The sequence below is a fragment of the Actinomadura sp. NBRC 104412 genome (genome assembly GCF_030269515.1).
Lineage (GTDB): Bacteria > Actinomycetota > Actinomycetes > Streptosporangiales > Streptosporangiaceae > Spirillospora.
Genome location: NZ_BSTM01000006.1, coordinates 1 through 14576, shown reverse-complemented (window position 1 = coordinate 14576; position 14576 = coordinate 1). Strand labels below are relative to the sequence as shown.

Sequence of the window (14576 nt, the reverse complement as noted above, 5' to 3'; positions counted from 1 at the left end):
GCGCCGGGTCGTCACGGTCCTCCGGTCTTCGAGGAGAGCGATGCCCGAGATCGCCCCACTGCGCGCGGGGGATCCCCGGAGCCTCGGCCCGTACCGGCTCGTCGGCCTGCTCGGCGAGGGCGGCCAGGGCTCGGTCTACCTGGGCGAGGAGGTCTCAGAGGAAGTCTCAGAGGAAGTCTCAGAGGAGGTCTCCGCGAGGGAGGCTCCCGGCGACGAGGCCGCCGGGGAGGACGGGGGCGCCGAGGAGGAGGCCGCCGGGGAGAAGGAGGCGCCCCGGCGGGTGGCGGTCAAACTGCTGCACGCGCGGCTCACGGGGGACGCGCGGGCGCGGGCGCGGTTCGCGGCCGAGCTGGAGGTCGCCCGGCGCGTCGCGGCGTTCTGCACCGCCCCGATCCTGGACGCCGACGTCGAGGGCGACCGCCCCTACATCGTCAGCGAGTACATCGACGGGCCGTCCCTGTCACAGGTGGTCGCGTCCGACGGCACCCGCTCCGGCGCCGACCTGGACCGCCTCGCGATCGGGACGATGACCGCGCTCGCCGCGATCCACCAGGCCGGCGTCGTCCACCGCGACTTCAAGCCCGCCAACGTGCTGCTCGCACCGGACGGCCCGCGCGTGATCGACTTCGGCATCGCCCGGGCCTTGGACGCCACCGGCACGCTGTCCAGCACCGCGGTCGGGACCCCGGCGTACATGGCCCCCGAGCAGATCACCGGCGCCCCCATCGGCCCGCAGGCCGACATCTGGGCGTGGGGCGCCACGATGATCTACGCGGCCTCCGGGCGCCCGCCCTTCGGGCAGGACTCCATCCCCACGGTCATGCACCGCATCCTGAACTTCCCGCCCGACCTGGGCTCGCTGACCGAGCCGCTGCGCGGGCTCGTCCAGGCGTGCCTCACCAAGCAGGCCGCGTACCGGCCGTCGTCGCAGCAGATCCTCACCCACCTGCTGCACCTGGCCGGGAGCCTGCCCCGCGCCCAGGACGGCGGCCCCGAGACGCAGACCCCCGAGGCGCAGTCCGAGGCCATGCTCAACCAGGGCGCGGAGGCCGCGGCCACCCACACCGTCATTCACCTGGCGGTGCCGTCACCTCCTCTGCCGCCGGACTCGCCTCCGCAGCACCTCGCCCCCCCGCAGAATTTCCCGCATGCGCCTCCCCCGGCGCCGGCCTCGTTCCCGCAGCGGAACCTCTGGACGCCTGCACCGCCGCAGCAGGAATGGGGGCAGCCGACCACCCGGCCGCCCGAACCGTTCGGGGCACCGCCACCGCCCGGAGTCCCCGAAGGCCCCGAAGTCCCGGCAGGCCCGGGGGGCTATGCGGGCAGGCCCAGGAAGCTGGGGACGGGCATCCTGGCGAGCGCCGGAAGCGCCGCCCTGGCCGCGCTGATCGTGATCGCGGCGGTGATCATCGCGCAGCTGCGCGGCGGTGAGGAGCCGTCCGGAGAGGACGGCACCGGCGGGAGGACCGGCGGGCAGCTACGGATGGCGCTGTCGACGGTCTCCGGCGAGAACGACCTCAGCCCCTCCAGCGCGCTGTTCGGCACCGAGCGCATCGTGACCAAGCACCTGTTCACCGGGCTGGTCGACGTGGGCGCCGACGGCAGGCTCCGCAACCGGCTGGCCGCCCGGATCGCACCCGACTCCGACTGCACCAGCTGGACGATCGACCTGCGGCCCGGCATGACCTTCAGCAACGGTGAGGAGATCACGGCCGACGCGTTCGTCCGGGCGTGGAACCGCACCGCCGCCGACCCCGGCAGCCTGGCCTCCACGCTGATCGGCGGCGTCCGCGGATTCACCGAGGTGCAGGGCGGCCGGAGCCAGACCATGTCCGGGCTCCAGGCTAGTGGACGCCAGTTCCGGGTCACCCTCACCGAGCCCGACTGCGGGTTCGCGCAGCGGCTGGCCGATCCCACGCTGGCCCCCGTCCCCGCCTCCGCCGGGCGGTACGACAACGCCGCCTACAACCGGCAGCCGATCGGCAACGGGCCGTTCAAACTGGAGAACCACGTCCCCGGCCGGAGCATCGTGCTCGCCCGCAACGACGGCTGGGCCTTCGGCAGCACCAAGCTGGACCGGGTGACCATCGACCTGACCGCGGAGGCGACGGCCACGGGACGTGCGCGGTTCGAAGCGGGGCAGAGCGACTGGGCGACGCTCGACACCGAGGGCCTCGCCTCGGTGAAGGGCAACCGGCAACTGGTCAAGCGCACCCTGCCCGGCCTGCACTACCTCGTCCCGCTCACCAGGCGCGGCACGATGAGCAAGAAGGAAGCGCGGTTCGCGGTGGCCGAGGCGCTCGACCGCCAGGCCGTCAGCGACCTGGTGTACGCGGGCGTCTACCCTCCCGCGACCACCATCGTCCCGCCCTCGATCAACGGCCTCGGCCGCAAGGTACGGGTGTGCCTGCCCTGCGAGGCGACCGATGCCGCCCGAGCCAGGCAACGCGCCGTGGCGGCCGGTTTCCTGCCCGGCCACCGGATCACGCTGCACGCGCGCACCACGCCCCCGTACCAGCGGAGACTGGCCGAGGCGGTGCGCGACCAGCTCCAGCGCAATCTGGGGTGGCAGGTCGAGGTCAAGTACAGCGCGGATCTAAGCGCCTACTTGAAGCAGATCGCCGCGGAGGACGCCGAGGGGCTGGCCCTGTTCTCATGGCAGGCGGACTACCCGTCCGGACGCGGCATCCTGGAACCGCTGCTGAGCAGTGACCAGGTCGCCACCCCCGACAACGGCAGGACCAACCTCTCGGGATGGCGCAACACGCAGTTCGACCGGTTCCTGGACGAGGCCACCCGCATACCCGACTCCACCCAGCGAAGCGAGCGCCTGATCCAGGCCGAGACGGTCGCGCTCGGCGACATGGCGCTCATCCCCGTCGTGTACCTGGCGAGCGCCGCCCTGCGCAGCGACAAGTTCACCGGCCTTGAGATGGACCACGAGGGCCATCCCACCCTGGCCACGGCCGCCTTCAAGTGATCAGGTCCGGGTCGGCTGGGCGGCCGGGACGGGGCCGATCGGCAGCCGAACCGTCACGATGAGGCCGCCGCCCTGGCGCGGGGCCGCGTGCACCGACCCCCGGTGGGCACGCGCCACGGACCGGACGATGGACAGGCCAAGCCCCGAGCCCTTGGCGGAGTCGACGCGGTCGGCGTTCAGCCTGCGGAACGGCTCGAACAGCCGCTCCACCTCGTAGCCGGGCACCACCGGCCCGGTGTTCTCGACCTGGACGGTGGGGTAGCCGCCCAGCATCCCGGTGCGGACCCACACCTCGCCGCCGTCGTCGTTGTGCTTGATCGCGTTGTCCACCAGGTTGGACACCAGATGCTCCAGCAGCACCGGGTCGCCCTGCGTGAAGCCCGAGGTCAGCTCCTGGTGGACGTTCACCTCGTGCTCGCGCTCGTCCCCGCGGCGCGCGATGTTCTCCAGCACGGTCGCGGCGACGTCCTGGAGATCCACCGGGGTGCGGGAGGTCAGCTCGCGCTCGCTGCGGGCCAGCAACAGCAGGCCCTCGATCAGCCGCTCGTGCCGGGCGTTGGTGGCCAGCAGGGTCCGGCCGACGGCGCGCAGGTCGTCGGACGCCTCCGGGTCGCCGAGCGCCACCTCCAGTAGCGTCCGGTTGATCGCCAGCGGGGTGCGCAGCTCGTGCGAGGCGTTGGCGACGAACCGGCTCTGTGACTCGAACGCCTGCCCGAGCCGCTCCAGCATCGCGTCGAAGGTGTCGGCCAGCTCCTTGATCTCGTCGTTGGGGCCCTCCAACGCGATCCGCTCGTGCAGCGTGCTCTCGGAGAGCCGGCGCGCCGTGGAGGTGACCCGTTGCAGGGGACTCAGCGCCCGGTCGGCCACGAAGTAGCCGACCACCAGGGCGATGATCCCCACTCCGGCCAGCGCCAGCAGCGACCGCCCCACGAGCTGCCGCATGGTGAGTTCCTTCAGCACCTCCGGGTCGAGCGACCGCGTGGGGGTGTGGATGAGGTAGCCGCTCGGGAAGACCTGGTCGAGGATCTGCCCGACCAGGAAGTAGGTCACGCACAGCAGGAGCGCCCCTGCCGCGAAGAACAGCAGGCCGTACAGCACGGTGAGCCGCAGCCGCACGCTGACCCTGCTGGGCAGGCCGCGCATGTCGCCGTGGAACGCTCCCCCGCCCCGGGGCCGGCCGTTGCCCATGCCTCCGGGGTAGGTGGCCGTGGGACCGGCCTGGTAGCCCGCGGTCATGGGGCCGGTCGTGGGACGGGTCTGGTACGCGCCCGGCGCGGGCGCGGTGGCGGGAGACGGCTCCGTGGCGGAAGGTGACTCTGTGGCGGTAGATGGCTGTGTGGCGTGAGGTGGCTCGGCTGGGCGCGGCTCGGCGGCGGGCCGGGCGGCGTGCTGCTCGGCCGCGGGCTTGGCGTGCTGCTCGGCCGCGGGGTCGGAGGTCACAGGCGGTACCCCACGCCCGGCACCGTCTCGATCACGGGCGGCTCCCCCAGCTTCTTGCGCAGCGTCATCATCGTCACCCGGACCACGTTGGTGAACGGGTCGATGTGCTCGTCCCATGCCTTCTCCAGCAACTGCTCGGAGCTCACCACCGCGCCGTCCGCGCTCAGCAGCACCTCCAGGACCGCGAACTCCTTGCGGGTCAGGTCGATCGGACGGCCGTCGCGGGACACCTCGCGGCGTGCCGGGTCCAGCGTGATCCCCGCGCGTTCCAGCACGGGCGGCAGCGGCGCGACGGCGCGGCGGCCCAGGGCGCGCACGCGGGCGATCAGCTCGGCGAAGGCGAACGGCTTGGCCAGGTAGTCGTCGGCGCCGATGGACAGGCCCTGCACCTTGTCGTCCAGCTCGCCCGCGGCGGTCAGCATGATGATCCGCGCCGGGTAGCGCTGCGCCACAAGCTGCTTGCAGACGTCGTCGCCGTGCACCCTGGGCAGGTCCCGGTCCAGGACGATCACGTCGTACTCGTTGACGCCCGCCCGCTCCAGCGCGCCCCCGCCGTCGTAGGCCACGTCCACCGCCAGCGACTCGCGGCGCAGGCCGGTGGCGATCGCGTCGGCGAGCACACGCTCGTCCTCGACGACTAGAACACGCACTGCGTCCCCCTCACTCAGGGCGGACCGCCGCAGGGGTGCGGGGGCCGTCCACGATCCAGGTATCCCACGGCGCCCGTAAGACGCCCGTAAGCCGTCCCGGACGGGGGGCGGGCTGGAATCGGCCCAGCTCAGGAAGCCGTCACGGGACGCCCGGACGACATCGGAAAATCATCCCGATGTCACCGGGACCAAACAGGTTTATTTCCACTGTAAGGCTGGGTAGAAGGGGCCTGATCCGGAGGGAGGCCCATGGGCGAACTGTCACGCATGATCCAGCAGCGGCTCGACGACGCGTACGAGTCGTTGCGCCACGCCCACGCAGATGGCGACATCTACCTGGCGGACATCCGCCAGGAGGAGATCAAGGAACTGCGCCGGATCGCAGCGAACCACGACATCGGCGTCGAACCACCCCGCTGCGACTAGGAACGCGAGTTTCCGGGGGCGGGTGTACCGGGAGCAGCGCCCGACACACCCGCCCCCGTTTCGTCCCTGCTCGCAGGCCGGTGCCGCGCCGGCGCGCCGATCGTGCTCTATGTCGTGCTCTAGTCGTGCGCGGGGTCCAGCGGGGCCAGGAGATCGTGCAGGGCCTCGAAGGTGCCGGGACCGGCCGCGATGATCAGCTCGGGCCCGGGGTCGGTGGCGTGCAGCCCGCCCACCAGGCCACCCGCCTCCTCGACGATCAGCGTGCCCGCCGCCATGTCCCACGCCTGCACGCCGCGCTCGTAGTACGCGTCCACCCGCCCGGCCGCCAGCGAGCACATGTCCACGCAGCAGGAGCCGCCGCGCCGGATGTCCCGGACGTTCGGCAGCACGCCCGTGAGCACCGTGGCCTGGTGCGCGCGGCGTTCGGGCGCGTACCCGAACCCGGTGGCGACCAGCGCCCGGTTCAGCGGGATGCCGGAGTTGCACCGCAGCTCCCGGGTCTCACCAGAGGCCGTGTGCAGGAAGGCGCCGCCGCCCCGGACGGCGGTGTAGGTCTCACCGCGCCGGGGGATCTCCACCACCCCCGCCACGGTCTCCCCGTCCAGCTCGGCGGCGATGGAGACCGCCCAGTCCGGCAGGTCGTAGAGGTAGTTGACGGTGCCGTCGATGGGGTCGACCACCCAGCGGACGCGGCTGGCGCCGACCCGGGTCCCGCTTTCCTCGCCCAGGAACCCGTCGTCGGGACGGGCCTCCCGGATCCGCTCGCTGATCAGCCGTTCGGCGGCCCGGTCCATCTGGGTGACCACGTCGGTGGGGCTGGACTTGGTCTGGACGACGTCGGGACCGCTCGCCGGGCGCTTGTCGATCAGCATCCGGCCCGCCTCCCTGGCCGTGGCCACGGCCAGGTCCAGCAGGTCCTGCGGCAGGCCGCTCATCTCGCTCCGTCCTCCAGCAGCAGCTCGCGGGGCAGCGCCACGAAGCGCGGGTCGGTGTACGGGGTGCGGGCGCGGGCGAACGCCATCCCGAGCTTGGCGGCGCGGCCGGCGGCCTCGATGTCCAGGTCGTACTCGACCTCCATGTGGTCGGACACGAACCCGATCGGCGCCACGGCGACCGCCGTCACCCCCTCGGCGTCCAGGCTCTCCAGGTGGTCGACGATGTCCGGCTCGAGCCAGGGCTGGGACGGGGGGCCGCTGCGGCTCTGGTACGCCAGCGTCCAGGGGCCGCCGGGCACGGCGCGCCCGGCCACCCGCCGGGCGACCTCGTTCAGCTCGGCGACGTAGTCCTCGCGTCCCGGCTGGGACAGGGGGACGCTGTGCGCGGTGAACACCAGCCGCCGGGTCGCGTCGGCGGGCAGTTCCGCCAGGGCGTCGCGCACCGCGTCCACGTACGGGTCGACGAACCCCGGGCGCAGGCAGTACACCGGCAGCTTGTCGATCAAGGGGGCGTCGGGGACCTGTGCGCGCGCCCGCGCGATGTCCTCCATGTACTGGTCGTTGGTCGAGTATCCGCTGTAGGCGGAGGTGACGAACGCGGCGGCGTGCCGGATCCCGTCGTCCTTCATGCGCCTGACGGTGTCGGCCAGGTAGGGGTCCCAGTTCCGGTTTCCCCAGTACACCGGCAGGTCCAGGCCGTGCGCGGCGAAGTCGGCCTCGATGGCGGCCTTGAGCTCCCGGCATTGCCGGTTGATCGGGCTGACACCGCCGAACAGGTGGTAGTGCTCCCCCACCTGCTCCAGGCGTTCGCGCGGGATGTTGCGGCCTCGGGTGACGTTCTCCAGGAACGGGATCACGTCGTCGGGGCCTTCGGGCCCGCCGAAGGACACCAAGAGCAGCGCGTCATACGTGCTCGCTCGACTCATGCCTCCATCCAACCAGCCGCGGCGCGCTGCTCCCTACCGGCCCCTTCCCGTGGCGTTACTTGTAGTGAGCGGCGTAGGCCCTGGCCAGGGCCAGGACCTTCTGCACGTACCAGTGGGCGTGGTTGTAGCGGAAGATGGCCTGGTAGAGGGCCTGTCCCCCACGTCCCGCGCCGTTCGCGCACAGGTAGCGGGCGGCGCCGGGGATGGCGTCGTAGGGGTTCATGATGTCGGCCTTGCCGTCGCGGTCCCCGTCAACGCCGTAGGCCCGCCACGTGGCGGGCATGAACTGCATGGGACCGAGGGCGCCCGCGCTGGAGCGGCCCGCGTTCCGGCCGTGGTCGCTCTCCACCTGCCCGATCGCGGCCAGCACCGTCCAGGACAGCCCGGGACAGGTCTTGGCGGCCTTCTTGTAGAGATCGAGGTAGGTGCCTCCTGTGGACTGGTAGCGCCGCTCGTGCAGGTTCACCACGTCGGCTTCATTGCCGAGGATGCGCTTCACCGCGCGTGCCGTGGTGGCGGGTTCCACCCCTGGGGCGTTCACGAGCACGGCGATGTTGGGCACGAGCCCCATCGACGCGCCTGTCTTCTGGTGGACGAGCATGTCGATGCCCGGCAGGCCCAGGGAGCCGGAGCCGCCCATCACGAGGTTCGGCATGGTCCGTCCCACGACCGGATAGGGGAGGCCCCTGCTGAGCTTGAGCTGTTCCGCCGCGGCCGTGGACACCACGAACTGGTCGGCGGCCAGGGCCTCCCATAGCTGGTTCGCCTTGGCCGTGCCCGGCGGCGTCCAGGAGCGGAACGTGGACGGGTCGACCGCGAAGGTGTTCACCGCCCGGCCCTGCAACTGGACGGCACCGCCCGCCACGGCGATCACGTCTTTGACCCGGCCGAGCTTGGCGATCCGCTGGATCCGCCGCTGGTCGATGGGCGCGCGTCCGACCGCGAGGACGTCCGGCGGCACCACCCGGCGCAGCGGGGCGACCTTGCTGCCCACCGCGACGTTGGTCACCTGGCCGGTGGAGCCCCGTCCGGCGGTCACCGGCCCGCCCGGCTCCCCGGCGGGCGGCGCGGCGCCCTGCGTCCTGGCCTGGCCGCGCTGATCCTCACCGGTCGTCGCCACGGCGGCGTACACGCCCCCTCCGAGCGTCACGGCGGTCAGCAGAGCGATCCCGAGGGCGGTCCGGCGCAGCCCTGGGTCGTGCCCCTGAGGACGGGAGCTCGAACCGGGCGGGTCGGCGGTCTGGCGCTGCCTCACCTTCGGAGAAGCCACATCCATTCCCAACGAGTGTCGTCGCAACCGGGTTGCGGCGGAGTGTTACGGCGAGCGTTACGGCGGAGTAGGTGCCGGAGCTACCGGATGGTACGTCATCGGAGGTTCGCGTGCCGGGCAGGCAAGGACGAGCAGTAGAGTCCTGCCATGTCCCCCCGTAGTACGCATTCCTGGCATAACTGGGCCGGGAACCAGCGGGCCACGCCGCTTCGCGTCAGCACCCCCCGTACCACGGCGGAGGTGGCCGCGGCCGTCCGGACCGCCGCCGCCGACGGTCACACCGTGCGGATGACCGGGACCGGCCATTCCTTCACCGGCGCCGCCGTGGCCGAGGGCGTCCTGCTGCGCCCGGGAGGTCTCACCGCCGTCCGCTCCGTGGACACCGACAGCGGCCTGGTGACGGTCGAGGCGGGCCTTCCCCTGCACGCGTTCAACAAGGTCCTGGACGAGCACGGGCTGGCCCTGGCCAACATGGGGGACATCCAGGAGCAGACCGTCGCGGGGGCGCTCCAGACGGGCACGCACGGCACCGGACGAGACGTCGCGGGGCTGGCCTCCCAGGTCGCCGGGCTTGAAATGGTGCTCGCGGACGGGACCGTGGTGACCTGCTCACGGGACGAGCGACCCGACCTGTTCGACGCCGCACGCGCCGGGCTGGGCGCCCTCGGCGTCATCACCGCCATCACCTGGCAGACCGTCCCCGCGTTCCTCCTGCACGCACGCGAGGAGCCGATGCGCTGGGACGAGGTCCTCCAGCGCGTGGACGAGTTCGAGCAGGACAACGAGCACTTCGAGTTCTACTGGTTCCCGCACACCGACGGCTGCCTGACCAAGCGCAACAACCGTTCCGAAGGACCCGCCAAGCCTCTCTCCAAGGTCAAGTACTGGGTGGACGACCAGCTCCTGTCCAACACGGTCTTCGGCTTGGTGAACAGGGTCACGCGCCGCGTGCCCTCCACCACACCCTTCGTGAACGGCATCTCGGCCAAGGCGCTGGGCGCGCGTACCTACACCGACACCTCCTACAAGGTGTTCACCAGCCCGCGTACGGTGCGTTTCAAGGAGCAGGAGTACGCCGTCCCGCGCGAAGACCTCGTCCCAGTGCTCCGGGACCTGCGGGCATTGTTCGACAAGCGCGACTGGCGCATCAGCTTCCCCATCGAGGTCAGGCTCCTTCCCGAAGAGGACGCGTGGCTGTCCATGGCGTACGGGCGGCGCACGGCGTTCATCGCGGTGCACGTCTACCACCGGAACCCGCACATGGAGTACTTCAAGGGCGTCGAAGAGCTCATGGTCGCGGTCGGAGGACGCCCCCACTGGGGCAAGCTGCACACCCGCGACGCGACGTACCTGGAGAAGGTCTATCCGCGCTTCGGCGACTTCCAGGCGCTACGGAACGATCTCGACCCCGAGCGGCGGTTCGCCAACGCCTACACTCGCCAGGTCTTCGGCTCCTGAGTCCGTCGCAAGGCCGTCCCTGAGGGCGTTTTGAAGTCATCCTGGGACTGGAGCGACAACCCCCGGTGAGGCAAAGTGTGGAAAAGAATCCACAAGGTTTCGACAGGCGCGCCGCGCTCCGGCCTTCGGCACCGGCAAGCTTGATGAAGCCCTCTTCTGCCTAGTGGAGAGGGCTTCGAGAGCGACGATGTTCGGACATGCCGGGTACGGTGCTGGCAGCAGGTGTGTCCGAAGGAGAAACTCGGGAACCCGGGGGAAGGGCACGCATGCGCCCTCGGTGGGCACCGGACGTCCCGCCGGCACGAGCCCGCAGACAGCGGGCCCGGCGCCGCGAGGGCCGTCCAGGAACCCTCCGTGCCATCAAGAAGGGCAGGAAGGACACGCATGCAGGAGCTGCGCCTCGTCGCGGTCAGCGAGGACGGTACGTACCTCGTCCTGGCGACCGCGGGCCGGGGCACCCGGTTCACCCTGCCCGTCGACGATCGGCTGCGTGCAGCGGTCCGTGGGCACTTCTCCCGCCTCGGCCAGTTCGAGATCGAAGTGGAGAGTCCCTTGCGCCCCAAGGAGATCCAGGCTCGCATCCGGTCCGGCGAGACCGCGGAGGAGATCGCCGAGTCGGCCGGCATCCCGGTCGAACGCGTCCGCTGGTTCGAGGGGCCGGTCCTGCAAGAGCGCGAGTACATGGCCCAGCAGGCGCAGCGGGTGGCCGTGCGCCGTCCCGGCGAGTCCACCCCGGGGCCACCGCTGGGCGAGACCGTCGAGGAACGTCTCGGCCGCGGCGGCGTCGACCTGGACGAGGTCGAGTGGGACTCCTGGAAGTGCGAGGACAGCACCTGGCGGATCCGGCTGTCCTTCTTCGACAACGGCCGTCCGCACGCGGCGGAGTGGGTGTTCGACCCGCGCCGCCGGCACGTCTCGCCGCTGGACGAGGTCGCGGCCCGGCTGACCGCCGTCGACTGGGACGACGACGATCTCGGCGACACCGTCACGCCGCTGCTGCCCCGCCGCCCCGCCATGAAGATCGTCTCGGACACGCGTGACCTGGGCTCCCCTGGCGCGCCCGCGCCCGCGCCGCCGCCCCCGCGCGGGATCGGCGCCGGGCCCGAGCCGCGTCCCGCGGACCGTCCCGAACGGCGCGTCGAGCCGTCCCGGCAGGAGCCGCTGCGCGCCGCCGAGCCCGTGGCCGAGTTCGGCGACCTGGGCCGCGGCGGCGAGTCCCGGTCCCGGCCCGGTCTCGCGGGCGAGCCTCCGGTCGCCTCGCGGCCGCTCAGGCGCCCGCCCGCCCAGGACGCGCCGCCCGAGCCGGAGTCACGGCCCGTGCCCGCGCCGCTGCCCAAGCCCGCCCCCGCCGTGGAGAAGGAGCCGCGGGTCGAGGCGGTCGAAGAGGCCGAGCCCGAGAAGGCCGAGGCCGCCCCGGAGACCCCAGAGACCACGAAGCCCGAGCCGGAGATCGAGGCCGCGGACGCCGCGGAGACGGCCACGGAGACCGTCGAGGCGCCGGAGGCCGAGGCCGGGCGGCCCGACCAGGACGCGGGCAAGGACGAGGAGGACGCGCGAGAGGCGCCTTCCCCGGAGCCGGAGAAGCCCGCCGCGAGTCAGAAGGCCCCGCAGAAGCCGCCTCAGCCTCAGCGGGCGCCGCAGCCGCAGCCGGCCGCCAAGACCCAGCCTCAGCGCACCGCGCATCGGGAGAGCGGCCGCCCGCCGGCGAAGAAGAAGGCCACGGGACGCCCGTCCATGCCGCCCGCGCCCGCCGACAAGCCCGTGGGCCCGCCCGCGGCGGCGGCAGCGCCGTCCACCGAGAGCCCCGCCCCGCCGCAGCGTCCGGCCCGTAACCGGCGCAAGTCGAAGGGCAAGCGCGCCTCCGTCCCGTCCTGGGACGAGATCATGTTCGGTGCCCGCCGCCCGGAGTGACCCCTGACCGGGGACCGGCTAGGGACGCCGTTCGCCGTCCAGGAAGGGTTCGACCCAGGTCGGTGTGATCCGGGCGGCGAAGGCGACGGCGTCATGTTCGGCCATGTCGACGGCCGGGTAGCCGCCCTCCCCGGCGCCGACCGCGACGTCCAGGGTGGCGAGGCCGAGACGCCGCTGAAAGAGGGTGCGGCGCAGGCGCCAGCCCACCACCGCGTCGTGGTCCACCACGACGAGCCGTCGCCGTAGGGAGCCGGACCGTACGGCAAGGCGTGACTCATCGGTGGCGTGGCCGAGTTGCCGGTAGCGGTCCACGCCCAGGGGTACGGCGAGGACGCTCAACCCTAGGAACGCGTAGGCCAGCCAGGACTGGCCCGTGAACACCGCCAGCACGGCCAAACCCAGCGGTGGCGCGACGGCGCGGACGATGCGCCTCCCCCGGGCGGCGGGCGGGTGCCGGACGAGCGGCCCCGGTACCGGCCCAAGGACACGTCCGGCCAGGTCCACCGCGGTGCGGCGCGGAGCGGCGGGGAACAGGCGGCCCCTCTGGACGGCGTCGCCCAGGCCGGTGACCAGGGCGCCGAGCCGTTGCACCCCGGCGAGTCGCTCGAACGGGTTGTCGGTCAGCTCCACGCCGCGGATCCGCCGCCGTTCGAGCGAGACGCTGCGGCGGGTGACCAGCCCCCGTTCGGCGACGACCGAGCCGTCCCGCGCGTACACACGGAAGTCCCAGTTGAACGCGGCGAAGGCCAGCGCCGAGGTCACCGGCATCGCCAGCAGGAACAGCACCGCCAGGGCCAGGACGGTGCCTGTGGGCAGCCCGACCAGCTCATGCCCCAGATCCGACAACCGTTCGCGGGTGATCAGCCCAAGGTCGTCGCTCAGGTTGTACAGAGTGCCGATCAGGCTTCCGGCCAGCGCGAACGGGGTCAGCAGGTAGGCGCCGCTGAGCGGGGCGAAGACGAACCAGCGCGGCGGCATCCTGGCCAGCACGCGGCGCGGCTCGGCCTCCCCCAGAGCACCGGGTCCACGTCCCAGCAGCACGCCGCGCAACCGGTCCGCCTCGTGCCGCGCGACGGCGTTGAGCGTCCCCTCGCCGCCGTCCGCGCCCGCGTCGATATGGACGATCGCCAGGCGCAGCAGCCTATGCGGCAGGGTGGCGCTGATGTCGACACCGCGGATCCGTTCACGCGGGATGGTCGTCACCGAGCGCCCGATGAGGGATCGCCGCAACTCGATGCGGTCCTCGTACACCGTGTAGGTGAACGTGGCCCAGGCGATGACGTGGAACGCCAAGCCGAGGCCGAGCCCGATAAGGGTGAAGAAGAACGCGGTGGACAGGCCGCCGACGGCCAAGCCCGCAGCGCCCGCCGCCAGAAGCGCCACCATTTCGCGTGCCGCTCCCACGACGAAGGTCAGCGGGTGCAGCCGGGCCCGTACGGGCGCCGGACGCTCGTCCACACCGTTGCCGGATGTACGGACACCGGTGCCGGTGGCGGTGGCGCTCGTGCCTTGTTCGGGACGTGTGCCCTGCTCGGGACGCGGGCCTTGCTCTGGACGTATGCCTTGCTCGGGACGCGGGCCTTGCTCTGAGGGTGGGCCTTGCCCTGGAGGTGGGCCTTGGCCGGGGCCGTTCGGGTCGCTGCCGTTCATGTCGCGTCGTCGCGAAGGGCGTGTGCGCGGTGCGCGAGGTCTTCCGCCATATGCGTCGCCACGTCCGCCGACAGCCCGGAGACCTCGGAGGACCCTGTGTGCGAGGCGGTGTTGACGTGGATCGTGGCCAGGCCCAGGGTGCGTTCGATCCACCCCTGCTTGGTGTCGACCGTCTGGATGCGGCTCACCGGCACCAGCAGCCACTCGCGGCTGAACCAGCCCGTGCGGGTGTAGACCACATCGGCACTGACCTCCCACCGGTGTACGCGGTACCGCCACACGGGGGCGACGAACACCATGAGGACGCCCACCACCCCGGTCAGCACGGGCAACACCCAGATGTTGGACTTCAGCCATCCGGGGATGTCGTCCCAGTCCGAGCCGCCGACCCAGGCGGCCACGCCCCACGCCAGGCCGGACGCCAGCCCCCAGAGGAGGAGCGCCTCGATGGCCCAATGCGCCATCGCGCGGGGCGACACGCGGTGCGCGGGCGGCCTCAAGCGCGGCGGGTGCGGTCCTTCTCCGCCGCCGGTTGGATGGGTCGACCGCACCGTCGTCACGTGCACGAGTCTAGATCCCAGGGAACGGCGTCCCGTTCCCTGCCCGTTCGAGATGGTGACGCCGGTCTCACGGTTTTGTCGGACCCGGGTGCGAGAGTGACCGCTTGAACATCGGCCCGCTGTCTGCGCTGTGCCCGCGCCGGCGGGAAAAACAGGATGCGCGGCGTCCGGTCTTCGCCTAACTTTTGCAGGCCGCCGCGTCAGTGCCGAAAAGACGTCCGGTCCACAGGTATCTAGGAGATCACATGACCTACGCCATCCAGGCCGATGGCCTGGTGAAGCGCTTCGGGGACACCCAGGCGCTGGCAGGGGTGTCCTTCACCGCCCAGACAGGAACGGTGCTGGGCATGCTCGGCCCCAACGGCGCCGG

At 72.0% G+C, this 14576-nt stretch carries 11 protein-coding genes; 4 read left to right on the top strand and 7 right to left on the bottom strand.

Annotated features, from left to right (window positions below):
• The first annotated feature begins 40 nt into the window (after positions 1-40).
• Positions 41-2980 carry an ABC transporter substrate-binding protein gene (locus QSK21_RS09745; protein WP_285695129.1) on the top strand — a complete coding sequence of 980 codons (2940 nt, stop codon included), beginning with the start codon at positions 41-43 and terminating at the stop codon, positions 2978-2980.
• Here QSK21_RS09745 and QSK21_RS09740 read toward each other — a convergent pair whose 3' ends face one another.
• Positions 2981-4420 (bottom strand): sensor histidine kinase, encoded by a 1440-nt coding sequence (locus QSK21_RS09740; RefSeq protein WP_285695128.1) that lies wholly within the window; start codon positions 4418-4420, stop codon positions 2981-2983. It abuts the gene before it with no gap.
• Positions 4417-5070 carry a response regulator transcription factor gene (locus QSK21_RS09735; protein ID WP_285695127.1) on the bottom strand — a complete coding sequence of 218 codons (654 nt, stop codon included), beginning with the start codon at positions 5068-5070 and terminating at the stop codon, positions 4417-4419. Before QSK21_RS09735 ends, QSK21_RS09740 begins: the two co-directional genes overlap by 4 nt.
• A gap of 249 nt (positions 5071-5319) precedes the next feature.
• Between QSK21_RS09735 and QSK21_RS09730 the strand changes: the two genes are divergently transcribed.
• A complete protein-coding gene (locus QSK21_RS09730; RefSeq protein ID WP_285695126.1) occupies positions 5320-5496 on the top strand; it encodes a hypothetical protein in 177 nt (58 codons plus the stop codon).
• 119 nt (positions 5497-5615) lie between these two features.
• Here the strand turns inward: QSK21_RS09730 and QSK21_RS09725 are convergent, their stop codons facing one another.
• The 3 genes from QSK21_RS09725 to QSK21_RS09715 are packed head-to-tail and all read right to left on the bottom strand — an operon-like array spanning position 5616 to position 8627.
• A complete protein-coding gene (locus tag QSK21_RS09725; RefSeq protein ID WP_285695125.1) occupies positions 5616-6431 on the bottom strand; it encodes an inositol monophosphatase family protein in 816 nt (271 codons plus the stop codon).
• Positions 6428-7357 (bottom strand): ferrochelatase, encoded by a 930-nt coding sequence (locus QSK21_RS09720; protein ID WP_285695124.1) that lies wholly within the window; start codon positions 7355-7357, stop codon positions 6428-6430. Before QSK21_RS09720 ends, QSK21_RS09725 begins: the two co-directional genes overlap by 4 nt.
• Positions 7358-7412: 55 nt before the next feature.
• A complete protein-coding gene (locus QSK21_RS09715) occupies positions 7413-8627 on the bottom strand; it encodes a lytic transglycosylase domain-containing protein (RefSeq protein WP_285695122.1) in 1215 nt (404 codons plus the stop codon).
• Positions 8628-8774: 147 nt separating this feature from the next.
• Here QSK21_RS09715 and QSK21_RS09710 point away from each other — a divergent pair, with 147 nt between their 5' ends.
• Positions 8775-10085 carry a D-arabinono-1,4-lactone oxidase gene (locus tag QSK21_RS09710; RefSeq protein ID WP_285695121.1) on the top strand — a complete coding sequence of 437 codons (1311 nt, stop codon included), beginning with the start codon at positions 8775-8777 and terminating at the stop codon, positions 10083-10085.
• 384 nt (positions 10086-10469) lie between these two features.
• Positions 10470-11996: a septation protein SepH gene (sepH, locus tag QSK21_RS09705; protein WP_285695120.1), complete on the top strand. Its 1527-nt coding sequence runs from the start codon at positions 10470-10472 to the stop codon at positions 11994-11996.
• An 18-nt stretch (positions 11997-12014) separates the two neighbouring features.
• On the opposite strand, the gene QSK21_RS09700 is transcribed toward sepH, so the two are convergent.
• A complete protein-coding gene (locus QSK21_RS09700) occupies positions 12015-13454 on the bottom strand; it encodes a PH domain-containing protein (protein ID WP_285695119.1) in 1440 nt (479 codons plus the stop codon).
• Between the two features lie 188 nt (positions 13455-13642).
• Entirely contained in the window at positions 13643-14110 is a 468-nt protein-coding gene (locus tag QSK21_RS09695; protein ID WP_285695118.1) for a PH domain-containing protein, read from the bottom strand.
• Positions 14111-14576: the final 466 nt, after the last annotated feature.

Bases quoted from the DNA above. Each gene is read 5' to 3' on its own strand.
- QSK21_RS09745 (WP_285695129.1), top strand. From the start codon at position 41: ATGCCCGAGATCGCCCCACTGCGCGCGGGGGATCCCCGGAGCCTCGGC.
- QSK21_RS09730 (WP_285695126.1), top strand. From the start codon at position 5,320: ATGGGCGAACTGTCACGCATGATCCAGCAGCGGCTCGACGACGCGTAC.
- QSK21_RS09725 (WP_285695125.1), bottom strand. From the start codon at position 6,431: ATGAGCGGCCTGCCGCAGGACCTGCTGGACCTGGCCGTGGCCACGGCC.
- QSK21_RS09720 (WP_285695124.1), bottom strand. From the start codon at position 7,357: ATGAGTCGAGCGAGCACGTATGACGCGCTGCTCTTGGTGTCCTTCGGC.
- QSK21_RS09710 (WP_285695121.1), top strand. From the start codon at position 8,775: ATGTCCCCCCGTAGTACGCATTCCTGGCATAACTGGGCCGGGAACCAG.
- sepH (WP_285695120.1), top strand. From the start codon at position 10,470: ATGCAGGAGCTGCGCCTCGTCGCGGTCAGCGAGGACGGTACGTACCTC.
- QSK21_RS09695 (WP_285695118.1), bottom strand. From the start codon at position 14,110: ATGGCGCATTGGGCCATCGAGGCGCTCCTCCTCTGGGGGCTGGCGTCC.